At 67.2% G+C, this 24,087-nt stretch carries 23 protein-coding genes and 1 riboswitch; of the genes, 1 reads left to right on the forward strand and 22 read right to left on the reverse strand.

Annotation, left to right across the window (positions count from 1 at the left end; all coding sequences use genetic code 11):
• Window positions 1–79: 79 nt before the first annotated feature.
• The 8 genes from NM962_16820 to secA2 form a co-directional block, all read right to left on the reverse strand.
• Window positions 80–817, reverse strand: a complete 738-nt coding sequence (locus NM962_16820; GenBank protein ID UVO11597.1) for a MerR family transcriptional regulator — start codon at window positions 815–817, stop codon at window positions 80–82.
• Window positions 817–1,302, reverse strand: coding sequence for an FHA domain-containing protein (locus NM962_16825; GenBank protein ID UVO11598.1), 486 nt, complete (start codon window positions 1,300–1,302; stop codon window positions 817–819). The genes NM962_16820 and NM962_16825 overlap by 1 nt, the downstream gene beginning before the upstream one ends.
• 175 nt (window positions 1,303–1,477) lie before the next feature.
• The gene (gcvH, locus tag NM962_16830) at window positions 1,478–1,891 is read right to left on the reverse strand and encodes a glycine cleavage system protein GcvH (protein UVO11599.1); all 414 of its coding nucleotides are present in this window, start codon (window positions 1,889–1,891) and stop codon (window positions 1,478–1,480) included.
• A 28-nt stretch (window positions 1,892–1,919) separates the two neighbouring features.
• Complete coding sequence (locus tag NM962_16835; protein ID UVO14789.1) at window positions 1,920–2,627, reverse strand: DUF881 domain-containing protein; 708 nt, start codon at window positions 2,625–2,627, stop codon at window positions 1,920–1,922.
• Window positions 2,628–2,698: 71 nt separating this feature from the next.
• The gene (locus NM962_16840; GenBank protein ID UVO11600.1) at window positions 2,699–3,031 is read right to left on the reverse strand and encodes a DUF1290 domain-containing protein; all 333 of its coding nucleotides are present in this window, start codon (window positions 3,029–3,031) and stop codon (window positions 2,699–2,701) included.
• A gap of 79 nt (window positions 3,032–3,110) precedes the next feature.
• A complete protein-coding gene (locus NM962_16845) occupies window positions 3,111–4,019 on the reverse strand; it encodes a DUF881 domain-containing protein (GenBank protein ID UVO14790.1) in 909 nt (302 codons plus the stop codon).
• A gap of 13 nt (window positions 4,020–4,032) precedes the next feature.
• Window positions 4,033–4,635: a CDP-alcohol phosphatidyltransferase family protein gene (locus NM962_16850; protein ID UVO11601.1), complete on the reverse strand. Its 603-nt coding sequence runs from the start codon at window positions 4,633–4,635 to the stop codon at window positions 4,033–4,035.
• Between the two features lie 9 nt (window positions 4,636–4,644).
• The gene (gene secA2 / locus NM962_16855; protein UVO11602.1) at window positions 4,645–7,005 is read right to left on the reverse strand and encodes an accessory Sec system translocase SecA2; all 2,361 of its coding nucleotides are present in this window, start codon (window positions 7,003–7,005) and stop codon (window positions 4,645–4,647) included.
• Window positions 7,006–7,188: 183 nt separating this feature from the next.
• Here secA2 and NM962_16860 point away from each other — a divergent pair, with 183 nt between their 5' ends.
• Window positions 7,189–9,123: an ABC transporter ATP-binding protein/permease gene (locus NM962_16860; GenBank protein ID UVO11603.1), complete on the forward strand. Its 1,935-nt coding sequence runs from the start codon at window positions 7,189–7,191 to the stop codon at window positions 9,121–9,123.
• A 92-nt stretch (window positions 9,124–9,215) separates the two neighbouring features.
• On the opposite strand, the gene NM962_16865 is transcribed toward NM962_16860, so the two are convergent.
• From NM962_16865 to eccD, 14 genes are all read right to left on the reverse strand, one after another.
• Complete coding sequence (locus NM962_16865) at window positions 9,216–10,667, reverse strand: FAD-binding protein (protein ID UVO11604.1); 1,452 nt, start codon at window positions 10,665–10,667, stop codon at window positions 9,216–9,218.
• 52 nt (window positions 10,668–10,719) lie between these two features.
• On the reverse strand, window positions 10,720–11,220 hold the full coding sequence (locus NM962_16870; protein ID UVO11605.1) for a VOC family protein: 501 nt from the start codon (window positions 11,218–11,220) through the stop codon (window positions 10,720–10,722).
• Window positions 11,217–11,780, reverse strand: a complete 564-nt coding sequence (locus NM962_16875; protein ID UVO14791.1) for a S1 family peptidase — start codon at window positions 11,778–11,780, stop codon at window positions 11,217–11,219. The genes NM962_16870 and NM962_16875 overlap by 4 nt, the downstream gene beginning before the upstream one ends.
• A gap of 227 nt (window positions 11,781–12,007) precedes the next feature.
• Complete coding sequence (locus NM962_16880; GenBank protein ID UVO14792.1) at window positions 12,008–12,559, reverse strand: LysM peptidoglycan-binding domain-containing protein; 552 nt, start codon at window positions 12,557–12,559, stop codon at window positions 12,008–12,010.
• 115 nt (window positions 12,560–12,674) lie between these two features.
• Complete coding sequence (locus NM962_16885; protein ID UVO11606.1) at window positions 12,675–13,604, reverse strand: sterol desaturase family protein; 930 nt, start codon at window positions 13,602–13,604, stop codon at window positions 12,675–12,677.
• 46 nt (window positions 13,605–13,650) lie between these two features.
• Entirely contained in the window at window positions 13,651–14,364 is a 714-nt protein-coding gene (locus NM962_16890; protein ID UVO11607.1) for an MgtC/SapB family protein, read from the reverse strand.
• 21 nt (window positions 14,365–14,385) lie between these two features.
• Complete coding sequence (locus NM962_16895; protein ID UVO11608.1) at window positions 14,386–15,585, reverse strand: PPE family protein; 1,200 nt, start codon at window positions 15,583–15,585, stop codon at window positions 14,386–14,388.
• Between the two features lie 432 nt (window positions 15,586–16,017).
• Window positions 16,018–16,203: riboswitch (M-box (ykoK) riboswitch) on the reverse strand.
• Window positions 16,204–16,394: 191 nt separating this feature from the next.
• Entirely contained in the window at window positions 16,395–16,679 is a 285-nt protein-coding gene (locus NM962_16900; protein ID UVO11609.1) for a WXG100 family type VII secretion target, read from the reverse strand.
• Between the two features lie 14 nt (window positions 16,680–16,693).
• Window positions 16,694–16,990, reverse strand: a complete 297-nt coding sequence (locus NM962_16905) for a WXG100 family type VII secretion target (GenBank protein ID UVO11610.1) — start codon at window positions 16,988–16,990, stop codon at window positions 16,694–16,696.
• A 53-nt stretch (window positions 16,991–17,043) separates the two neighbouring features.
• Entirely contained in the window at window positions 17,044–17,343 is a 300-nt protein-coding gene (locus tag NM962_16910; protein ID UVO11611.1) for a PE family protein, read from the reverse strand.
• Between the two features lie 343 nt (window positions 17,344–17,686).
• Window positions 17,687–19,477: a type VII secretion AAA-ATPase EccA gene (eccA, locus tag NM962_16915; GenBank protein UVO14793.1), complete on the reverse strand. Its 1,791-nt coding sequence runs from the start codon at window positions 19,475–19,477 to the stop codon at window positions 17,687–17,689.
• A gap of 32 nt (window positions 19,478–19,509) precedes the next feature.
• Window positions 19,510–20,679, reverse strand: coding sequence for a type VII secretion protein EccE (gene eccE / locus NM962_16920; GenBank protein ID UVO11612.1), 1,170 nt, complete (start codon window positions 20,677–20,679; stop codon window positions 19,510–19,512).
• Window positions 20,676–22,487 carry a S8 family serine peptidase gene (locus tag NM962_16925; protein ID UVO11613.1) on the reverse strand — a complete coding sequence of 604 codons (1,812 nt, stop codon included), beginning with the start codon at window positions 22,485–22,487 and terminating at the stop codon, window positions 20,676–20,678. Before NM962_16925 ends, eccE begins: the two co-directional genes overlap by 4 nt.
• Entirely contained in the window at window positions 22,465–23,979 is a 1,515-nt protein-coding gene (eccD, locus tag NM962_16930; protein UVO11614.1) for a type VII secretion integral membrane protein EccD, read from the reverse strand. Before eccD ends, NM962_16925 begins: the two co-directional genes overlap by 23 nt.
• Window positions 23,980–24,087 lie beyond the last annotated feature (108 nt).

Genomic DNA, 24,087 nt, shown 5'->3' on the forward strand with positions numbered 1-24,087 from the left:
GTCCCAGTATGACTCGCTGCGAAACCCCCGGTCGGAAACCGCATGCCGCGCAACAAGCCGCCGAGGCGAAGTCTAGTCCTCAGCCGTGCAGTACGTCGTGTACCGACGACTTGAGCAGCGCGGTGTGCAGAGCGATCGCCAGCGCCGCGACCTCGCGCGCCAAGTCATCGGCCCGGTCGCGTGCGCCCGCCTTGCCGCCCTTGACCAGCGGGCCCGCAATCTGGGCGATCAGGTCGGACTGCCGGTCTGCCGCCGAGCGAAATGCTCGCAGGTGCCGCGGCTCCACGCCGTAGTCGGCCAAGCCGCGCGCGCACTGGACGATCACCACCGCGTGCTCGTCGAACAGTCCCCCCGGGCCGGCGGTGATCACGCCCGATCTGACCAATGCCGTCAACAGCGCATCGTCGCCGCCCGAGCGCGCCAGCAGATCCTCCCGGCTCAACCGCACCTGCCGCGGCGGCGCGGGCAGCGCCGTCCCGTTATGGGCGATCTCGCTGCCTGCCGACACCAGTCGTGGCGTGGGGTAAGGCGACTCCGGTGACGGCAGCGCGCCATCCGCTTCGGCGTCCAGCCGCGCCTTGATCACTTTCAACGGTAGGTAATGGTCGCGCTGTGCGGTCAGCACGTAACGCAGCCGTGCGCAGTCGTACGCACTGAATCGGCGGTAGCCCGACGCCGCCCGCTGCGGCATGACCAGCCCCTCGGTTTCCAGGAAACGAATCTTGGAGACCGTGACGTCGGGAAAATCCGGCCGAAGCAGGTCCAGCACCGCTCCAATTGACATCCCGGCCAGTTCAGGGCTGTCCGGCGCGGTCATTAGCTGCCCGGCCCGGCCTCGGTCTCACCCGTCTTCGGGCCGGTCAGGAACACCAGGCGGAACTTGCCGACCTGCACCTCATCGCCGTTGACCAGGACCGCCGAATCGACCGGCTCCCGGTTGACATAGGTCCCGTTGAGGCTGCCGACGTCGACAACCTGAAACTCGTTGCCCTCCAGCCGGAACTCGGCATGACGACGACTCACCGTGACGTCATCGAGGAAGATGTCGCTGTCGGGGTGCCGACCTGCCGCGGTGACCGGTTGGTCGAGCAGGAACCGCGATCCGGCGTTGGGACCGCGCTTGACGACCAGCAGTGCCGAACCCACGGGCAGCCCTTCCACACCCGAGGTGAGGCTCTCGCCGCCCGCCTGCGAGGGAGCGTCGAGTTCGTTGAGGAAGTCGGCGCGGAAAACCGATGTGGTTTCCACCGTGACCTCATCGCCTGCCTGGTCTTGCCCCGTTGCCGGGTCCTTCTCCGTCACCCGCTACTCCTCACTGGCCGCTGTTTTGCTACCTGGTCGCGCCCGCCGGACATGTCTTGCGCCCAACCCTGAATCGTTGAGTCGACCGTACCGCGCAGCGGTACGTCATGTCCCCCGCACCGCGGGATCGTGTCGGGTGGATACCCGCGCGTCCCGGCAGGCAGGCTAACAATCGTCATTCCGACAACGTCGCCCGGTAGGCATCGGCGGTCAGCAGCCCCGACAAACTCTGGTCCAGAGCCGCCGAATCCGCGTTCGCCACCTGAAGTTCCAGCAGCCAGCCGGCGCCGTAGGGGTCGGAGTTCACCAATTGCGGGTTAGCGTCCAGTTCGGCGTTGACCGCGCTCACCGACGCGGTGATCGGTGCGTAGAGGTCCGAGACCGACTTGGTCGACTCCACTTCGCCAAAGGCCTCTCCTGCGGTGACCCCGGTGCCCGCTGCGGGCAGCTGCACGAAGACCACGTCACCCAGGGCGGCCTGCGCGAAGTCGGTGATACCCACGCGGACGGTGTCCGGGCCGGTGCGGCGAACCCACTCATGCTCAGCGGTGTAGTACAGGTCGGATGGAACTAAGCTTTCCGAGCTCACGGTGATCGTGCTCCTTGCGCTGTCGGGCTCACTTGACTGGCTGAGCGTATTGGCGGGGTTTCGGTTGTCGCAACACGGTCACCTGAACGCGGTCGGCCTGCTGCACTGCCATGGCACCGCCAAGACGTTTGACGCTGTCGACGGCCCCGCCGGGAATGTTCATCGCGGCCGCCAGAGTGGGGGGATCCCCAATCGCCAGAACCGAATACGGCGGCGTCAGAGCCGTGCCGTCGAACTCCAGCGCACCGGGTGTGCCGCCAACCCACGAATCCACCCCGATGCGCACCGCCTTGGTGCCGTCGCGGACCTCCATCGCCTCGGCACCGGCAGCCCGCAGCTCGTTGATCACGTCGAGCATCGTCTCGGGTGCCACCCCGCGGGCCGGATCGTCGACGGTGACCACGACGCCGGGTCCGACCGCGCCCACGGTGCCGATCATGATCGCCAGGGCGGCTAGCCGCGCTTGGGCGTTCTCGATGGCGGCCTGGTCACTGCTGCCGGATTCCTGCAGGGCGTTGAGCGTCTGCTGCAGCTCGGCGACTTCGGTGTTAAGGGTGGCCTCGCGTTGGCGCAGCGAGTCCAGCAGCACCAGCAGGTCAGCGGGCCGGGCCGTCTCCAGCGCGTCCTGGGAGTCGTTCTGGCGGACCTGAGTGACAATCGCCACGCCCAACAGCAGGCACAGCAGCATTCCCAGCACGCTGAACAGCGGCCCGGAACGGCCGCGGGGCGGCGGCATACCGTTCTGCGAGGGCGGCTGCGGCAGCTCGTGGCGGCCGTGCGACGCCGGGTCGGTGCTACTCATGCGTGTCAGGCCCCGAACAACCGTCGCCGCAGCGCCGCTGCGTTGCCGAAGATGCGGATGCCCAACACCACGATGATCGCGGTCGACAGCTGTGTGCCGACCCCCAACTGGTCACCGAGGTAGACCAGCAGCGCGGCGACCAGAACGTTGAACACGAACGACACGACGAACACCTTCGCGTCAAAGATCCGCTCTAGGTAGGCACGCAGGCCGCCGAACACGGCGTCCAGCGCGGCCACCACGGCGATCGGCAGGTAGGGCTGAACCACCTCCGGCACGCTGGGGTGAAAGATCAACCCCAAGACGATGCCGGCGATCAGCGCGGCGATACCGATCATTGCGACATCACTCCAGCCTCCCGAACCGGACCCGTTCCGGCCACTACGGCCAAGCCGCGGCCCGCAGCGCAAGCTTGCGTCACGATGCCCCTATCTGTTTGGCAAACCGGACATCTCGTATCGATCCGGCCGGCAGGGTGATGTCGGCCGAGCTGCGGCCGTCGACACGGACCACCACCCCGTAAGAGGCCTCCAGCAGCCGTAGCCGGTACAGCCCCGGGCTGCGGTCGAAGGCGTCGCGCAGCCGGCCTGGCGGTCCGATGGCTTGCAGCAAATAGGGACTGCTGATCGGCTTGTTGTCGACCAAAATGGCTCCGCCGGCCTGCCGGATCGTGACATTCGGGCCGATGCGCACGTCGCCAACGGCGATCGCCTCGGCTCCGCTGGCCCATAGCGAGTTGACGACCAGCTGCAGGTCGCGGTCCAAGATGATCTGCTGGCTGCCCGACACCCGCTGTTTGGAGGCATCGGAGAGATTTCGCCCGGCTCCGGGGTCGGTGACGGTGACGGTCACCCCGGGACCGCTCACCCGCGTGCTGGCAGCCTCCAGGCTGAGCGCATCCAGGCCGGCCAGCACCCGCTGCCCCTGGGCGTCGTCGGCCAGCCGGTGCCGGCGCAGCTCGTCGACACGATTGGCGTAGGTGTCACGTTTGTCGGCCAGCCGGCCGGTGACGATTTCGGCCGCTCGGACGTTTTTCGCCAGTACCTGTTGGGCGTCGTGCACCCCGGGGGCCACCGACCGCGCCTGCGCCACCGCGACGGCGAACACCGTCGCCACCAGCAACGCCGCCACCGCCTCCCATGCCCACCCCGCGACCCGGGCGGTGGCCGCCGGGGGCGCGGTGCGGCGTGCACGCCTGGCCGCCGCGGCGGCATAGCCCGAGTCGAGATGTTCGGACAGCAGGGAACGCAGCAGAGACGGCACTGCGAATTTCCGCGGCCTGCCGGCCTCGTGGGTGCCTGCCCCCTGGGAGTCGTATCCGCTCAGCGCGAAGAACGGCTCAGCCACCGGCAACCTTCGGCATGGTGCGGACCACCAGTCTCACCTGGATCAGGTACAGCACGAACGCCCACAGGTACATGCCCAATCCCCAGATCAGGAAACCCCATCCGGCCGCCAGCACCACGCGGCTCCACAGCGCGTCCCACTGTCCCAGCAGGATCAGCGGAAACGCCGACATCAGCGCGAAGGTGCCCGCTTTACCCACATAGGTGACCGGCAGCGCGGTCAGGCCCCGGCTACGCAGCGCCGGCAGCGTGGCGGCCAGCAGCAGGTCTCGGGCCAGCAGCGTTGCGATGATCGCCCAGGGCACCAATCCGCGCACCCCGAACGCGACTGGAATGGCGATCATGTAGAGCCGGTCGATCGCCGGGTCCAGCAGGGCGCCCAGCGTCGAATACTGGTTGAACAGCCGGGCCACTTTGCCGTCGGCCCAGTCCGAGGCGCCGCTGAGCATCAGCGTCGCCACCGCCGGCCCGTCCGCCCGCGCAACCAGCAGTAGATAGAGAAAGACGCCGATCAGCCCGAGACGTGCCAGGCTGATCACGTTGGGCACCGTGAGTACCCGGTCTTGGACTTGCTCGGTGCCAGAGCCGGCAGCCATACCGACCCCCTAGCGGAAGATCCCGGGCAGGCTCAGCGCGTCCATGCTGTCGTCGCTCAGCGGGTTGTCGCGAACCATGTAGGTCCACGTCGAGGTGGGCCGGGCCAGCTTCGACAGGTCGATACCCGGCTCGGACTCGATCGAATCCGAGGTCTCCAGGGTCTGCTGGGACGCCTCGATGGCATCGGCGGCCAGGGAGGCGAACGCGTCGAGCGCCAACCGGTGGAACTCGTCGAGCGGGTTCTGCCGGCCCAGGGCACGCAGGTGGATGCTCTCCCGGATGTCGGCCAAGTACGCCAGGTGGTCGGCCCAGCCGCGGTCCAGGTGGTAGAGCATGATCAGCCGGCAGATCTTCTCCAGCTTGGCTTCGCCGTCCTCCCCGTCTTGCCCCAGCTGCTCCTTCAATTCCGCGTAGCGCTTCGGGGTGAGCTCGGCCAGCTCCTCACGAGCCGCCGGGGTGGACAACAGCGTGTTGCGCCGTTCCACGATGATGGTGCGCTGCTGGGCGATCAGCTGGTTGTACCGCCAGGTGTTGGCGTGGATGTCGAGCAGCTTGCCCTCGGCGATGCGCTGCGCGTGGTCGAGCAGACCGGAGGCCTTGGGGCTGAGGATCCGGCCGTCGTCGTCGGTCTCGGTGGGCAGCTTGTTGGCTTCCAGGTTGGTCGCGGCGACCTCGTCTTCCCAACTGGAGAAGAACACCGACGAACCGGGGTCGCCCTGACGGCCGGCGCGGCCCCGCAACTGGTTGTCGAGGCGCTGGGTGTGCTGTCGGCCGGTGCCGATCACGTGCAGCCCGCCCAGTTCGACGATCGCGTCGTGGTCAGCCTCTTCGGATCCGCCCAGGCGGATGTCGGTGCCGCGGCCGGCCATCTGGGTGGAGACGGTGACCACCCCGAGCTTGCCGGCCTCGGCGATCACCGTGGCCTCTTCGGCGTCGTTCTTGGCGTTGAGGACCACCGCCGGAACACCGCGCTTGCGCAGCCGCTCGTGCAGTTCCTCGGACTCGGCGACGTCGTGGGTGCCGACCAGGACCGGCTGTCCGGTGGCGTGCACCTCGACGATGTGCGCCACGATCGCGTCGTTCTTGGCCGCGGCGGTGATGTAGACCCGGTCCGCCTCGTCCTCGCGGATGTTGGGCATGTTCGGCGGGATCGGCGAAACCCCCAGCTGATAGAACTGCCGCAACTGCTCACCGGCCGCCAGCGCGGTACCGGTCATGCCGCACACGGTCGGGTACCGGTTGACCAGCGCCTGCACCGTGATGGTGTCGAGCACCTCACCGGTCTCGGTGGTCTCGATGCCTTCCTTGGCCTCCACCGCGGCCTGCAGGCCGTCCGGCCAGCGCTGCAGGGCGGCGATCCGGCCGCGCGAGGCGTTGATCAGCTGTACCTTGCCGTCGCGGACGATGTAGTGCACGTCGCGCTGCAGCAGCACGTGGGCGTGCAGGGCGACGTTGACCTCGGTCAGCGTGGAGACCACGTGCTCCTCGGAGTACAGGTCGATGCCGCCGAGCGCCTTCTCGACTTTGTTCGCCCCCACCTCGGTGAGGTGGATGTTGCGCCGGTCCTCGTCGGAGTCGTAGTCCACCCCGGGCTTGAGTCGTCCGACCAGCTCGACGATCTCCATCCGCGGCGTCTCGCGGTGGGTGGTGCCGGCCAGCACCAACGGCACCAGCGCCTCGTCGACCAACACCGAGTCCGCCTCGTCGATCAGCGCCACGTCGGGGTTGGGCGAGACCAGGTCGTCGACATCGGTGACCAGCTGGTCGCGCAGCACATCGAAGCCGATCTCGTTGATCGACGCGTAGGTGACATCGCACTTGTAGGCCGCGCGGCGCTCTGCCGCCGTGGAGTCTTCGGTGATCCAGCCGACGGTGACCCCAAGCGCCTCCAGCAGCGGGCCCATCCATTCGGCGTCACGGCGGGCCAGGTAGTCGTTGATGGTGACCACGTGCACGTGCCGGCCACCGATGGCGTATCCGGCGGCGGCGATCGCACCGGAGAGCGTCTTGCCTTCACCGGTGGCCATCTCGACCACGTCCCCGGCCAGCATCCGCAGCGCGCCCTGCAACTGAACATCGAACGGACGCTGGCCGATGCTGCGCTCGGCCGCTTCGCGGGCGATCGCCAAGAACTGCGGGATGTCCGAGGCGTCGGCCAGCTCCTTGAGTTTGAGCAGTTGCGCGGCTTTGAGCAGCTGCTCGTCGTCGAGCCCCGCCGCCTTCTTGGCGTACTCGCCGGCCGCCGTGACCTCGGCCATCGAACGACTCTGGTTCTTCTCGGTGCTGGCGCCCAGCAGTTTCCAGAATTTCCCGCTGAGCCGACCCGACTTGGTTCGCGTTGCGGAGACAGTCTTGGAGGTGTTAGCCACAGCACAACGGTACGCGGTGGCCGGCGCCTGCAACCCGGGGGCACCGTCGCGTCGGCGGGGTGCCGGGCATTGCTTATCCGGCACGACGCCGCACTGCTGCGGTAGGTTTCGCACGGGATTTCTCGATTCGGATACCGACCGCGACGCGATTGCGGCAACACGAACGGCAAGGAGACATCGACAGTGGACTCGAAGCTGTTCAATCCGTCCATCGACTGGGCGCACGCGCTGCCCGATTCACTGGTGTGGATCGCGCTGGCCTGGACCATCAGCGCGGTTAGCGTGCTGGCCGTGGCGACCCTGCTGCGGGTCAGCACTCGATGGGGGCGCCAGTTCTGGGAGATCAGCGGCGCCTACTTCACCGGGCGTGACAGCCGCCGGGTCTGGCTGATGTTGGGTGTGCTGCTGCTGTCGGTGATCACCGCGGTCCGGCTCAACGTGTTGTTCAGCTTCCAGGGCAACGACATGTACTCGTCGTTGCAGACCGCCTTCCAGGGCGCCGCCGGGGGCGACGAGGCCATCAAAGCCTCGGGCGTACATGGATTCTGGATGTCGATCGGCATCTTCAGCCTGATGGCCGTGCTGCATGTGATGCGCGTCATGCTTGATATCTACCTGACCCAGCACTTCATGGTGAACTGGCGTAGCTGGCTCACCGAGCGACTGACCGGGGACTGGTTGGACGGACGGGCCTACTACCGGGCCCACTTCGTCAAGACACCGCTCGACCCCGCCGTCGGCGAAGCCATCGAAGGCGCGATCGACAACCCCGACCAGCGTATTCAGCAGGACATCGACATCTTCACCGCGGGCAACGGCGCCAACGTCAACGCACCGGCCAACGGCACCGGCAGCACGCTGTTGTTCGGCGCCGTGCAGTCCATGGTCACGGTGGTGTCGTTCACCGCCATCCTGTGGAATCTGTCGGGCACCCTGACCGTGTTCGGGTTCGACATTCCGCGGGCGATGTTCTTGATCGTCCTGGTCTACGTGGCCATCGCAACCATCGTCGCGTTCTGGATCGGCCGCCCCCTGATCCGGTTGAGCTTCCGCAACGAGCTCACCAACGCCGCCTTCCGGTATGCGCTGGTGCGGGTGCGTGACGCCGCCGAGTCGGTGGCGTTCTACCGCGGCGAGCTGGCCGAGCGGGTCCAGCTGCGGACGCGGTTCCGCGCGATCATCGCCAACTATCTGAAGTTCGTGAACCGGACCATCGGGTTCTCCGGCTGGAACCTGTCGGTGAGCCAGGCGATCGTGCCGCTGCCCTGGGTGATTCAGGCGCCGCGGCTGTTCTCCGGACAGATCATGTTCGGCGGGGTGGCGCAGACCGCGTCGGCGTTCGGCAATATCTCCGACTCGCTGTCGTTCTTCCGCAACGCCTACGACAACTTCGCCGGCTACCGGGCCTCGATCATCCGTCTGCACGGCCTGGTGGAAGCCAACCGGGAGGCACGGGACCTTCCCGAGCTGTTGGTCAAGCCCAGCCCGGACGGCACGGTGGCCCTCGAGGGCGTCGAGGTGCGCAACCCCGAGGGCATCCCCCTGATCGAGGCACTCGATATGCACCTGGGCATCGGTGACGCGCTGATGATCGCCGGACCGTCGGGCAGCGGCAAGACGACGCTGCTGCGCAGCCTGGCGCAGTTGTGGCCGTACGCGTCGGGAACGCTGCGGCGCCCCGATGCGGTCAACGCCACGATGTTCATCTCGCAGCTGCCCTACATCCCGCTGGGTGATCTGCGCGCGGTGGTGTCCTACCCGCTGGCGGTCGGCGAGGTCGCCGACGCCGAGATCACCGAAGCGTTGGTCAAGGTGTCACTGCCGAACCTGGTCGATCGGCTCGACGACGTCGAGGATTGGGCCAAGGTGCTCTCGCCCGGTGAGCAGCAGCGGGTGGCGTTCGCCCGAATCCTGTTGACCCGGCCCAAGGCTGCGTTCCTCGACGAGTCGACGTCGGCGCTCGACGAAGGCCTGGAGCTGACGCTGTATCGGTTGCTGCGCTCCGAGCTGCCCGACACCATCCTGGTCAGCGTGAGCCACCGGCACACGGTGCGCCAGCACCACAAGCACGTGCTGGAACTGCTGGGCCAGGGCCGCTGGGACCTCTCCGCGGTCTAGCCTGCCCCCCGCACTCCACCGCGAGCAGACGCAAAATCGCCCTAAATCTGTTAAAAACGGGCGATTTTGCGTCTGCTCGCGCCAAGAACGCTCTAGTGAGATGCCGCGTGTGCCCCGGCGCGTCGGCCGAAGAACGAGCCCTCGCCCAACTGGGTCCCGCTGGCGTATCCCTTGCCGTCCTGAGCGATGTTGGCCGCACAGGCCCCGGCTGCATAGAGGCCCGGTATCGGCTGGCCGTCACTGCGCAAGACTTCGCCGTCCACCGACGTCGCCAACCCGCCGATGGTGAAGCCGGCGTAGACCGCCTTGCCCAGCGACAGGTCGAACGCGCCCCACGGGCCGTTGTCCTGCGGCGCCAGGAACGGCGGCTGCTTGTGGAAGTCCGGGTCCTCGCCCTGCGCCGCGTACGTGTTGTAGCGGTCCAGGGTCGCCACCAGGTTTCCTTCCGGAATGCCCAGTGCGGCTTCCATTTCCGGCACGGTCTCCCATCCGTCGATCAGCGGGACCAAGGGCACCTGCGGCTTGCGCATGTGGGCCTCGTCGACGATCAGGAAGGCTGCGCTGTCGGGCTGGTCCATCACGAATCCCGACGTGCGTGAGTGGTAGGAGTCCTCGGCGACAAAGCGCTTGCCCTCTTTGTTGACGATGATCCCGGTGAGCAGGATCGAGGGCGGGTAGACCGGCGCGGTGATGAATATCTGGTCCATGTGCTTGGTGGCGCCGCCCACCGACATCCCCATCCGGATGCCCAGCCCGTCGTCGTAGGTGTTGCCCAGCACGAACGGCTTCTCGGCCAGCTTCGGTGTGTACTGGGCGACCATCTCCGGGTTCATCACGAAGCCACCGGCGGCAATCACCACCGACTTCGCTTTGATCACACCGCTTTCGGTGAAGTGCTTCCACGTAACACCCACGACGGCGCCGGAACCGTCGGTGACCAGCCCGGTGGCACCGGTTTCGTAGCGGATCGTCACCCCGAGGTTGTCGGCCCGCTTGAGCAGCAGGTCGATTGCCATCTTGGCGCCCTGGGTGTCACCGGGCACCGGAACCTTGTGCCCGCGCGGTGCCGGAACGGCCTCGTTGAGGAACGGCCACACCTTCTCGTTGCCGGTGAACATCAGCCCCTCGGTGTTGGGCTGGATCACCGCCTTCTCCGGATAGTAACTGCGCTCGAACGCAATTCCGAGGTCTTCCAGCCAGTTGAAGTGCTCGACGCTGCCGTCGCAGTAGGCCCGGATCTTGTCGTGCTCGGGTTCGCGCGACACCGCGACGAGGTACTTGTACATCTCGTCCGCGGTGTCGGCATGCCCGGTGGCCTGCTGGACCGCGGTGCCGCCGCCGAGATAGAAGTGGCCGCCTGCCATGGCAGTGGTACCGCCCGCCTCGGCGGCCCGCTCCAGCACCAGGACCCGCGCTCCGGCTGCCGCCGCAGTGACGGCCGCGCAGCCGCCACCGATGCCGAAGCCGATCACCACGACGTCGAACTCGTCGGACCACTCCGAAACCGTGTCGGCACTGGTGGTGTCCGGGATCTGGGTGCTCATTGCCGCCACTCCTCGTTGTCGCCGGCGCTGCTCATCGGCGCCGATGCGGTGGTTACCGCTGCTCCTGTTTGATGTAGTCGAAGACCGCTCGGATCTCGGCAGGGATGTAGGCGATCTCCAGGTAGGGGATGCCGGCTTCCGGAGCTGAGACGTACGCGAATTGCATGCCGCCAGGCATCACGCCCCGGGCAACGATCTGGGCGCCCTGCTCGGCGGCGTCGTTCAGCATAACGTCGAAGTTTTCGGGGTCCTCGGCCTCGATGCAGACATGGTGCAGGCCTGGTCCGTGGGCACGGAGGAAGTCGTCGTAGAGGCTGCGTCCGCGCACCGGTGCGATCAGCTCCAACTGCATGTCACCGACGTAACTCAGCGCGATGTCGGCGACGAAATCAGCCGGCTCGCCCAGATAGCTGCACGTGTCCGGGGCGAAGTGAACCCCGGGCATACGGATCCATTTGCGCACCCCGAGCAACGCGGTCAGCGTCGACTCGGTGGCATCGAGATCGCTGGTGACCCAGGCGATCTGGATGGGTGGACGAGGCGACGCGGTCACGACAGCGGGGTCGGCACGCCGACGTCTTCACGGACCTGCTGCGAGATCGCCGGCCACGACACCGCGGCGGGGTAGTCGCCCCACATGCTGTTGAACAGTCCGACAATCCGGGCCGAGCCACCGTCGCGCAGCGCATACACCGGGCCGCCGGAGTCACCCTGCTGACTGCGAACACTGCGACTCATGGTGAACCAGCCATTGTTGACCCGCTCGACGGTACCGCAGGTTTCTCCGGTGACAATGCCGAAGTGGCAGACCGGCTCCCCGGGCTCAAGGCCGTCGTCCGAGCCGGCCTGCAGGTGCCGACCATCCGGCAGGACGTCGTTGACATCGACATCGTCGGCCAGCTCTATCGCCTCGTAGTCGGCGATCACCTGATCGGTGTTGACCGTCGAACCATTAGGAGTGTTGTCGCGAAAGGTCGCCAGCCTGCCGATCACCGTTCCGCCCCGGTCTGTGACGATTCCACTCCCCCGGCAATGACCGGCGGTGAAGGCCACCCGCAGCACCGGGTCGACGTAACCGAGAGTGCAGACGTGGGTGTCCTGGCGGATCTCCATCCCCGGGAACACCAGCACCCGATCGGCTCGGGCCGGAAAGACCGTCGGGCCAGCAACTGTCGCACCAATCCCCAGCAGCACAGCCAGCACCCGCGCAACGAGCCTGCGCAACCGTCGACTCCTATCGTTGAGGGCCGGTTTCGGTCCGGCCAGACCAAGCCACCGTGGCGCAGCGCGGCGGCCCGGCCACTTGGGATCCGGGCCGCCGCGTCGGCGCTCTGCGGCGATCAGGGGATCGTCAGCTCCTGACCGGGGTGGATCAGGTCGGGGTTGGCGATACCGCTGGCCTCCGCGATCTGCGGGTACTTGTTGCCGTCACCGTAGAACCGCTCGGCGATGGCGAACAGGGTGTCGCCGGCGACCACGGTGTAGGTGCGGGCCGCAGGTGCGGCCTCCTCCACCGGAGCCGGTGCCTCTTCAGCCTTGGGCTCCTCCGGCGGCGGGGCGTCGGTCTCGGTCTTGGTGGACCAGGCCGCGCCGTCGGCCGCGTAGAGCACCAGGTTGCGGTCGTCCTGCAGAACCAGCTTGACGTCCTTCTTGCCCTTGGTGTCGGTGTGCCAAATCGGCTTGTCGGCGGTGTACAGCACGAAGTTTCCGTCCGCCTGCACCTCGGCGCGCACCACGTCGTTGCCGTTGGTTCCCGACGCCCAGATAGCTTTGCCCCGCGCCGCCAAAACCAGGTTGCCGTCCTCCTGCAGCGTCAGGGTGTAGGCCCCGTTGTTGGAGGTCAGCGACTCGCCCTTGACGAGTTTCTTTCCTGCAGTGAGCGTGTCTCCCAAGCTCTGTGCCACGTTGTCCCCTTCTCATCGGCACGCCGCGACCTGACTTGCCGGGCGTTGTCGCTCGGATGCGACGTTAGTCAGCCTAGGCGAACACCCGCCGGTGTGCCCCGCATTACGTCAGCGCGATCTCCGAACCGGAGCCCCCGGCCGGTTCTCTGACGACGGGTTGCCAGCCGGGCGGGCCGAAGAGGTAACCGAAACGGTCACGCCACCGAGTCGCACTGCGCACATCGGCGATGATCGCGGCGTACTCGTGGAATTGCAGGGTCACAATGTTGAAGGTGTCGACCGGCTTGGTCAGCCCATAGTGCGGGCGAAACCGCTCCGGGGCGAAGCTGCCGAACATCCGGTCCCAGATGATCAGGATCCCGCCGTAGTTCTTGTCCAGGTACTCGGGGTCCATGCCGTGGTGCACCCGGTGATGCGACGGAGTGTTGAAGACGAACTCGACTGCCCGAGGCAGCTTGTCGATCCGTTCGGTGTGCACCCAGAACTGGTAGACCAGGCTCACCGAAAAGCTGGCGAACACCATCCACGGCGGAATGCCCAACAGCGGCAAGGGAATCCACATCAAGATCTCGCCGCTGTTGTTCCACTTCTGGCGTAGCGCGGTGGCGAAGTTGAAGTAGCGGCTGGAGTGGTGCGCCTGGTGCGTCGCCCAGATCAACCGGGTCCGATGCGCGATGCGGTGGTAGCTGTAGTAGAGCAGGTCCACACCGACGAGTGCGATCGCCCAGGTGTACCAGCGGGCGGGCGACAGATGCCACGGCGCCACATAGGCATAGATCGCCGCGTAGCCGAGCAGCGCGACGAACTTCCACGCGGCGGTAGTGGCCATGGACACCAGGCCCATCGAGATGCTCGCCCAGGCGTCCTCGGTGCGGTAGGCACCGACGGGCGCGCGCTCTGATTCAAACTGTTCGAGTTTGCGTGCGGCGAACCATTCCAGGCTCAGCAGCAGCAGGAAAAAAGGCACGGCGAATATAACCGGGTCACGCATCGGCCCGGGCAACGCCGACCACACACCCGCGATCGCATCCACCGTCGTTACCTCCGGAACATCAGCCTAGCGCCGCGCCCGGTTCCGATCAGTCCGATGACAACGACGACTGGTCCTCGGCGTGCCACTGCACCGCGTAGACACCCGGCTGCAGGGACAGCTCGCCGACCAGGCGCTCAAGACGGTCCGGCGCCCGACTGTCCGACAGCATCGATGCGGTGAGCGCGATGTTGTCCTCGCCGGCGCGAACGGTGTGAATCCCCCGCAGAATCAGGTCGTTGCTGGCGGTGTGTTGCACGATCTGCGCGCGCAGGTATTTCTCGGACTTCGGCCGGCAGATCACCTGCACCTCATACGGCGATTGCGGTTCGTCCTCCTCCACGTGCTGATCACGGTCGATCAGCCGACCCAGCGGCCGCAGCAGCAGATGGGTGCCGACGATCGCGCCGGTCCCGATCAGCGCGAACGTCAGGTCCCCCGCCGCCGCCAGCACGCCCACGGCAGCCGAGCACCACAGCGTGGCCGCGGTGTTGAGGCCGCGGACGTTGAACCCCTCACGCAGGATCACCCCACCGCCGAGGAAACCCACCCCCGACACCACATACGAGGCGACGCGCGTGGCGCTGGTGTCCCCCGAATCGACGGAGTACAGCACGAACAGCGTCGCACCGGCGGCAACCAGCGCGTTGGTACGCAGTCCCGCCATTCGCGCCCGCCACTGTCTTTCCAGCCCGATCAGTGCACCGCAGCCCAGCCCGACAGCCAGTCGCAACGTGAACTCGGCGACGCTCAGCGTCTGCATGACTTCAACGATGACACATGCCTAGCCGGCGACCACCGGCCGAGCCATCACCGTGGGCTTGAAGCCATACCGCGGGGCGGCGAAACCGTAGTTCCGGCCCTGGCCGGCGCCTGCCAGCGGCACCCCGGGCATACCGGCGGCACCGGCCTGCGGAGCGTGCGCAGCGACCGTCCAACCGGTGGCGGCGACCGAGCTGCCCGGCGCTGCGGTAGCCGGAACGGCGGCAGCCCACGACTGCGGAACCGACAATGCACCGACCGACGCCGCGTGGCCCATGCCTGCCGAGGCGGTGCCAAGACCACCCAACCCGGCGCCCAGGCCGTGCAGTCCGTTGCCCATTCCACCGCCCAGCGCTCCGAGCATCGGCGTGAACGGGTCGATCGCGCCCAAGCCCAGCGGGTCACCGGCGGCGATAGCAGCACCCCGCACCACCGCCATGTCGGCAGCGAAGCTGGAAACCGCAGCCGCGCCCATCGGGCTGAAGGAGCTGCTCATCAGGTTGGTTACTGCGTTCGTCAGGTCGCCCGTGCTGATCGCCTCTCCCCCGGTTGTCGGCGGTTGCACCGGCGTCGCGAGAGCTTGCAGCGCCTGTGGGGTGTTCGTAAGCGCCTGGGACGCTGCGGATTGCGCATTGGATGAGGCGGCCGTGCCGGCGGCCTGGGAGACTGCCGCCTGCTGCGCACCCTGCGCCGACGGGTCGGCGACCTCATGCGGTGCGGTGAACGGCGTGACCTTGGTGGCCACCGCCGACGACGCCGCGTAGCCGTACATCGCGGCGGCGTCCTGTGCCCACATCTGGCCGTACTGCGCCTCGGTGGCCGCAATCGCCGCAGCGTTCTGACCGAGGAAGTTGGTCGCCACGAGCGCTGCCAGTTGGGACCTGTTGGCGACGATCAGGGGCGGTGCGACCGTCATCGCGTAGGCCGCGTCGAAAGCCGCGGCCGCCGCCTTGGCCTGCACAGCGGCCTGCTCTACCTGGGCGGCGGTGATACCCATCCACACCGCGTAGGGGGTGGCAGCAGCGGCCATCGCGTTGGAGGCCGGACCCATCCAGCCTTCGCTGACGATTCCGTTGATGACGCCCTGGTAGGCGGCCTCGGCAGAGCTGAGTTCGGCGGCCATCTTGTCCCAGGCCGCCGCGGCGGCCATCATCGGTCCCGAACCGGGGCCGGTGTAGATACGTGCTGAGTTGATTTCCGGCGGAAATGCTCCGAAGTCCATGGCATTGCTCCTTTTTGGTGGTTTTTTCGGCCACGAATGGCTGGTCTTGGGGTGTGCAGGCAGGGTCGATGCCCGATATGTGTTGCAGCCGTACTCCGGACGGCAAGAGATCGGACAGCGGTCATAGCGACATACCGGAGCCGCTCATGCCAAGTCGATCGTCCGCTCGACGGAAATACCGAGCTACCAATCGATTTCAGGGCACGCCGAAGCATGGCGCCTTCCACTGCGGGAAGGTGCGCCAGTCGACGAGTTCAGCGCCGGTGCGAATCAGATGGTGAAAGCAGTACCGAGATCGAAGGAGACGAACATCGATCTCGGATAGGAACTATCACTCGGACTCAATGTCGCTCTCACCTCCTCTCGGCCTGGGCACGCGCGGGTGCCTGCACGTATGCACGACGAGGTGAAGTAACCCGGCGACGACCGGGCTCGGCACCCCTCTCGTCAGAGCTTCGGCACTGCACGGCGTGTCCTGGCTTGCGCAAATGTGCAAACCCGGAAGCCACTTGGGCTCAACCCTTAATCCGGGAGGAGCTGTCCTGACCCGGGGCGTCTTTCGACGTTCGGGGTCAGTGGCCTATATCCGTGCAGACGCCTCACCTAACGAGGTGCTTGCTTAACCATAGTGCACCAGTGGGGTGACGGGGTCAATCCGCCCCGCCGAGCCGCCGGCGGTCTCTGGCAGATCCTTACGCACTGAAGGCGAAAACGCTTGCGCTCGACCGAAATAGGCGGTCCACGCAATGCAAAACGCGGCAGCACACCCATGGATCGGGTGTGCTGCCGCGCTGCGAAATTGCGGGCGCTCAGGCCCAGCTGGAGCCGACCGAAGCGTCGGTGTTGGCCATGTTGTTGCCGGCCGACTGCACCTTCTGACCGTGGCTGTTGGCCTGCTCGTAGATCACCGCGAAGTTGCGACCCAACTGCGCCACAAACTCCTGGCACGCCACCGAACCCGCACCACCCCAGAAATCACCGGCAGCCAACACATCGTGCACGATCGCCTGGTGCTCAGCCTCCAACGACGCCGCCTGCGCACGAATCAACGCACCGTGCGCATCCACATCACCGAACTGGTAATTAATCGACATATTCGTGTTCTCCTCTAGCTCGACAGGATCTGCTGAGAAGCAGCTTCCTGCTGCTCGTAGTGGTTAGCGTCACGAATCAACCCATCCCGCACACCGTGCAACATGTTCACGATATTGCGAAACGCCGTCTGCATCTGACCCATGGTGTCCATCGAGGTCCGCTCCGCCAGACCACCCCAACCCGCACCGGAGATGTTGGTCGACGACGCCCACATCCGACGAGCCTCGTCCTCCACCGTCTGCGCATGCACATCAAAACGGCCCGCCATCGAACGCATCGCGTCCGGATCAGTCATAAAACGTGTTGCCATGGTTTTCTCTCCTCGATTCTGCGAAAGTTGTTGGAACTGAACGGTATTTGGAACTATCCGGCCGACGCGGCGTTAGCGGCCTCGGTCGCTGCGTAGGTGTTGGCGCTGGTGTTCAAGGTGGCGACGAACGCCTGGTGGATAGCCTCCGCCTGCGCGCTGATGGCCTGGTACATGCTGGCGTGCGCGGCGAACTGCGCAGCAGTCAGCGCCGAAACCTCATCAGCAGCGGCCGGAACCACCCCCGTGGTCGGCGTTGCCGCCGCGGCGTTCTGAGCACTCAGCGCCGACCCGATGGCGGCCAGATTGCCCGCAGCCGCCGTCAGCGCCTCCGGTTGGGTGTTCACAAAAGTCATGGGGCTCTCCTCCAATATTTGCCGGCCGCGAAGGACCGACGCTCACCGGCTACGCCGAACAGTGGCCCCGTGACGACGTCGTATGGAGCGTGCTCAACGCAGTGTGGTTCAAATAACAGAAACGGTGCCGGAGCCGGATCGGGACCAAATAGTCGCCGCTTCGGGGCGGGCATTATCGCCGGGACACAACTCTCGTCCTCACCTCCTGACACCGACAGAGACGAACTGGGCCAGGCAAAAGCACTGGCCCCCTTACCTGCGCAATGGTGGCATCGGTACCAGTGAGCGTCAACCCAGACAGGCGGTCCTTACGCTGTGAATCGACTGTCTGGCAGCTGTTAAGTCAGGATGTTTTCTTCTCGGCAACCGCCGCGCTGAGCCCTTCGGCGAGGTCCTCGCGGGTCAGCTCCTTGAACTTGTGCAGCCATTCCTCGCTGAAATCGGTGACATCGCCGGAGAGCACCGCGTCCAGTTCAGAATCATCGAGACGGAAACTGCGGTGATCACGCGCCTTCTCCACGACGTTGCGGACGAATCCGGCGTTACCCAACACATCGATACCGCGGATCAGGTCACCGTCTTCGGAGTAGTTCTCGTCAGCGTAGAACTTCTCATAGGACGGCAGCAGTCCCTCGACCGCCTCGTCACTGACCACGTCCTCGTTCTCCGCCCCCATCATCTTGGTCAGTTCCAGCAATTCCGGCGGGGTGTAGCTGTAGAACTCGATCACCGTCGAGAACCGGCGCCGCAGGCCCTGGTTCACCTCAAGCATCTTCTCCATGGCGTTGGCATAGCCGGCGCCGAAGACCACCAGCTCGTCACGGTGGTTCTCCATGTAGAGCAGCAGCGTGTTGATGATCGCGTTGCCGTATGCGTCGCCCTGGCTGTAGCCGCGTTCATGCAGGGTGTGCATCTCGTCGAAGAACACCGCACCACCGAGTGCGCCCTCGAGCAGCTCTTCGGTGTTCTTCTCGGCATCCGCCATGTAGCGGCCCAGCAGCTTGGAACGGTTGGTCTCCACCACCAGCGGTTTGCGCAGCACGGTCAAGCCACACAGCTGCTTGGTGAATGCCCGCGCCACCGAGGTCTTGCCGGTGCCGGGCGGACCGAGCAACAGGGTGTGCCGCGATGTCACCGGAACCGGCAGGCCCATCTTGGCGCGCGCCAGATTCACCTTGGTGGTCGCCTTGATCAGCTTGATCTCGCGTTTGGCCTGCTCCATACCGAGCATGGCGGCCAGCTCCGCGTCACCCTCGGCCAGGTAGCGCGCGGCTTCCTCGGCATGCCGATGAGCTTCGGCCTGCTCCCGCGTGGGTGCGCTGTCCGGGTCCCATGGATCGGTGCGGGCCTCGATGGTCTCGGGGTCGGTCAGCACCAGCCGAAAGTCGGGATTGTCCAATGCCTCGCGGGCGGGTGTGAATTTCGAGTCCCGCGAATAGACCCGGCGCAGCAGCTCAGCGGCCTCGTCCTCGCGGCCGAGATGCCGCAGACACATGCCTTGGGTGTAGAGCGCGACGTTGGCCGCGCCGGGCACCCGGTCGCCCTCGATGGCCTCCTGCGCACGCCGCGTCGCTTCTTCGAACACCCCCAGCGAAGCCAGCGCGGTGGTGGCCATCGCCGCCGCCGCCGCCTTGAGTTCGGGTTGGCGCCAGGGCGCCGACGCGGGGAACTGCTTGAGCACGTCTGGCCAGCGACCGGTCCGGAAATACAGCAGACCGCGGACGTAGCTGACCAACTCCGTCTCGAAGGGGTTCCGCGGCTCGATGCCGTCGAGCAGCTTCGCCGCTTCTTCGTAGCGTTTTGCTTCGGCCAGCGCGGCGGCGTACGCGGCGGCCAGCGATTCCACACTGGCGACCATCAGGCGCAGGAACATGCCGTCGGAGACTTCCGGGCGGAACTCCAGGTCGGACAGGCCGAGACGGCGGGTCTCCCAGCCGAACGTGCGCACCGTCGACCAGGCGTTCGCCAGCGTCTCGATATCGGAGTCACCGGCCAGCACCCGGGCCAGCCAGGCATCGCACATGCTCGGGTCGATCGAGCTGGCGGTGGTGAACATCTGCAGCGCGACCTGCGGATTATGGCTGGGCTGCAGCCCGTTGACCGAGATCCCGGAGGCCAGCAAGCCCGCGACCATGGCGTTGCGGGCGTCGGTGGTCGACGGACCGGTCACCCGCGCGCCCCAGCCGCCGCCGCAGGGGTGTACTCCTCGATCACGTCGACCGATACCGGCAGCTGCTCGCCGTCGTGCAGGTCGCGTCCCGGCACCGCCATCCGCCGGTGGGCGGTGGGCGCCGGCAGGCTGGCGCAGACCGCTTCCAGCTGACGCCGGCCCACGAACCGGTTCAGTGCGGACCGGACGTTTCGGCTGGGTTTGTCCGCGGTGTGATACCTCGCCAGCACCGAGACCTCGGTGGTTCGGCCGGCACCGCGAGTCAGCCGCACCGTCACCACCGTTGCGTCGCTCTCCGGGTACCACAGGTGTTCGAGGTTCTCCGGGTTGATGTCGTTGGGCGACACCCAGTAGCTGGTGATCTGGCCGGCCGGTCGTTCGCGGAACAGCCGGTGCCGCAGCTGGGTGGCCTCGAGGCCCGCGAGGACCGCCTCGTCGACGGCGTCGAACTCGTCGGCGTGCAGCACCTGGGCGCTGAGCTGACGTCCGTCGATCTCCTCGGCCAGCCGTTCGGTGGCGGCGGCCAGGGTGGCGGCCAGCGAGTCGCGCGTGGCGACCGCGTTGACGTTGTGTTGCGGGTCCATCCGCAGCACCACCCAAGTGTGGCGGCGGTCGGGCATTGACGGGTTCTCTTCGACGTCGGGGTCGTCGGCGGGGCGGGGATCCTTGCGGGTTCCGACCGAGACGACATCGATGCTGTCCAGCCGAACGTCGAACTGGCGCAGCCCGGCGGCCAAGCGCTCCACCGGCAAGGTCGCCTCCGCGGCGCGGCCGTGCCGGCCGGTCGCCGACGTGGCCCGACCGCCCACGGCGATGACCGTCACCAGCCGACCTTCGTGTTCGCGGACCCCGATCGACTCCCGCCCGAAGCGCCGGTGGTGATCGATAGTGGTGCCACGGCCGCGGTGCAGGGCCGCTTCGGGGTCGGTGAACTGATCGGCCACCCAGGCCGCCCACATCGTGCTGACCGGCACCCGACGGTAGGTGAGCAGCGCGATGAGCGCGACCAACACGGCGACGGCGACGCCCGACCACCACACGTAGTCAGCGACCTTCGGGTCGCCGGGCCAGCGACCGGCGAGGACCAGGATCCCCACATCGATCAGAAAGACGACGGTGACCCGCATCCAAGACAGGTTCAGACCTAGTGCGTGCTGTGCCTTCATCGGTTCCTTGACGATCGTCGCAGTGCTGCCACTCCCAGTGCCACGCCGGCCGCCGCGAGGGCCGCCAACAGCCCGGCTCCGGCGACCCAGGCCGGTGTCATGTCGCGTTCGGGCGGCATCGGCGGCACCTGCAGCGGTGCCGACAGCCGCTCCGGCGCCTGAGCCGGAACATCGGGAACGTCCCAGGTCAGTGCCGCGACCGGGTCGACGATCCCGTAACCGACCACATTGTCGACCCCACGCGCCGGTGGCCGAGCCGTGCGGATCAGCCGGTTGATCACCTGGTGCGACGACAGTTCCGGGTACTTGGCCCGCACCAGCGCCACCACACCGGAGACGATCGCCGTGGAAAAGCTGGTACCGGACGGGACCAGCAGCGAGTTCTCCGGGCCGTCGACGGCGTTCATCAGCCCGTCATCGCGCGGCGAAAGCCCCTCGATGTCGGTACCGGGCGCCGCGATCGACACCCACGGGCCGGCCACACTCGACTTGGCCATCGGTGCACCCGCCGAGTCGACCGCGCCGACGGTCAGCACGTACTCGTCGTACCAGGCCGGTGTCACCACGGTGTTGACGCCGTTCCAGTCGCGCGGGTCGTCGGGCCGCATCGCGTTGTAGATGGGGTTCTGCTTGCAGTCCCGCCAACTGGCGTCACCGGCGGCAGCGACGATCACCGCGTTCTTCTCCACCGCGGCGTAGCGCACCGCCGCACCCAGATCGGCCTGGTCGATGAGCGTGCGCACGTTCATGCAGATGGCCGAGGAGATGTTGATGACCTGCGCACCCATGTTGGCGGCGTGCACGATCGCGCGTGCCATGGTGCGGATGCCGTCGGTCTTCTCCCGCAGCTGCGGGTCACGTCCGTCCGCGAACGGCTCCTTGGGCCCGAAGGCCGCGCTGTACTGCCGGATCGCGATCAGCTGCACGTCGGGCGCGATGCCACTGAAGGCGTCCGGCGCTCCGCCCGGCGGCGGTGCGCTCGGGGCGCGGAAGTCGACCGGTGCGGTCTGGGCTTGCCCGGAGAAGCCGGCCGATCGCACCGCACCTGCGCTGGCGCCATGGGGAGTGTGCGCCGACGACGCTGCCGCGCCGGGTCCCGGGGCCGGCCCGGGCGCGGGTCCAGGTGCCGGTGCGGGGGCGGGGGCGGGTCCAGGTGCCGGTGCCGGTGCGGGGGCCGGGCCCAGGCCCGGTTCCTCGCCCTCTTCGGGCGGTGGCGGCGGCGCTGGCGGCGGCGGCATCACCAGGATCGTCGTCGCCGGCGACGGGGTCGGTGGCGGCGGCTCGTTGGTGGGAACCGACGGCGGCCTCCGGGTCTGGCGGGGCGGTGGCAACGGGGCCACCCCGTTGTCCGGCATCGCGGCGATCAGCGAGGCCACCAATGTCCCGTGCGCATCACAGTCCGACAGCCCGTCGCCGCCGGCCATCACGTAGTCACCGCCGGGGATCAGGTTCGGCAGCCGCGGGTGCGGGGTCACGCCGGTGTCGATGACGGCGACGGTGACGCCTCCCCCGCGCCCGAACTTCCAGGCCTCCTGCAAGTTGAGCATGTCCATGTAGGCCGGCTGCACGCGGAAGTCGGAGTTCGGCAGCACACCTACCTCAGTGCAGTACGCGGTCTGTCGCATGGTCTGCGGCGGTCCGGGCGTGCCGTCCGGCGGCAGCGCCGCCGGGTCGATCCCGGGCGGCTCGATCGCGCCGGCAGCCGGCATTCCAGCCAACGAGCCGCTGGCCACCATGATCATTGCGGCGCCAGCGGCCGCAGTGCGCTGCAGCCGACGCACGCCCCTACCGGTACCGGATCGCTTCATAGGTATTCATCAACCACAGTGCCAGCGGGAACAACGGCATCAGGCAGAGGTACTCGATCCACTCGACGAACTTGCGGAACAACGGGCTGTAGATGGTGTTCGGCACGATCACCGCCGACAGCAGCCCGAACATCGGCACCAGCACCAGCACAGCCACGCCGACCACCAGCGCGGTGGGCGTCCACAGCACCACCGCGAAGCGCACCACCACAGCTGCGATGATCACCAGCCCGGTCAGCGTCACCGTGACCGCCTGCAAGCGGTCACGGAAGGAACGGCCCCGCAGCACCAGGAACCCGGCGGTCAGGGCGGCCAGCAGCACCGGCAGCCACGATCGGTCCGAGAGGGGGTCGCACAACCCGGTCATGCACACCGCGATCAGCACGCCCAACCCGGACAGCAGGCCGGTCATGAACGACCGCGCCCGCTCGGCGCGCAGCACCACTTCGCGGACCGACTCCGGCCCCTCCAACGACGGCGGCGCTCCGGGAGTGCTCACCACCGTGGTGGGCAAGTCGGGGCGAGCCTCGAAGACCCAGCGGCTGGTGGCCGACGGGAAGACCGGCAGCCGCAGGCCGGCCAGCCAGCGCGATAGCGACGGAGCCCACTGGTAGGCCAGCACACAGACCAGGTACACGCACGTCATGAGGGTCACCGCGCCGGTCAGGAACAGCATCCGCAGCACGCCGGCGAACATCACCGCCACGCTGATCGCGGCGACGGCCGAGTAGGCGGCCAACTGCCGTCCGGTGAGCCGGATGACAGCCAGTGCAGCGATACCGGCGACGCCGAAGCCCAGCGCGGCATGCGCGGCGCCCACCTCACCGGGCACCGCCGCTGCGGCCGCCACCACCAGCGGAACCAGACCGGTAGCCAGCAGAATGTCACCGACCTGCCGGTCGGACGCGTTGCGCGCCTGCATCAGGATCAGGGCGGCGGCGATCAACACCAGGAAGGCCAGCCCCGCGCCGAAGCCCGCCGTGAGCCAGCTGTCGTGCTGGAACCGCCAGGCCGCGAGCAGTCCGGTGGCCAGCAGCACACCCAGCGAGAGGGTCGACACCCCGACCCGCACCGCCGTTGCCGCGTCGACCGGTGCGAATCGCTTCGCCAGGTTGACCGAGACCGCGGTGGAGATGTGCTCGATGACCGGCGAGCGCCGCTCCCGGTCTTCGATGAAGCGCAGCCACAACCGGTCGCCGTCGTAGACGTCCTGCTCGGTCAGCGACTGGTTCGGCCGCAGCGCGGTACCGTCGACCAGGCACAGCACCCAGCGACCGCGGCCCTCGGCTTGCAGCGTGGGTTCTTCGAGTTCCTGGAGCCGGCCGTTGATCACCTTCAGCAGCGGGTCCAGCATCACCGAGACCGGGGCGTCGGCGTCGAGCAGCGTCCCGATCTGGACGCCGTCGCCTGCCATGACCCCGACCACCACGGCCCGGGGTGCCGACGGCGCGAGTTCGCCGCCCGCCTGTCCCGACTCGATCGCCGCGGTCATGATTGCATCACCCGACCGACGAATACTGACCGCATAGAACCCATAGGTGCCGCCTCGCAATTTGTCATTTTTAAAGTCAGTCCAATTCTAAAGGCACTTCATGCAATT

Origin of the sequence: Mycobacterium sp. SVM_VP21 (genome assembly GCA_024758765.1) — a bacterium.
In the GTDB taxonomy this organism is placed as follows: Bacteria; Actinomycetota; Actinomycetes; order Mycobacteriales; family Mycobacteriaceae; genus Mycobacterium; species Mycobacterium heraklionense_C.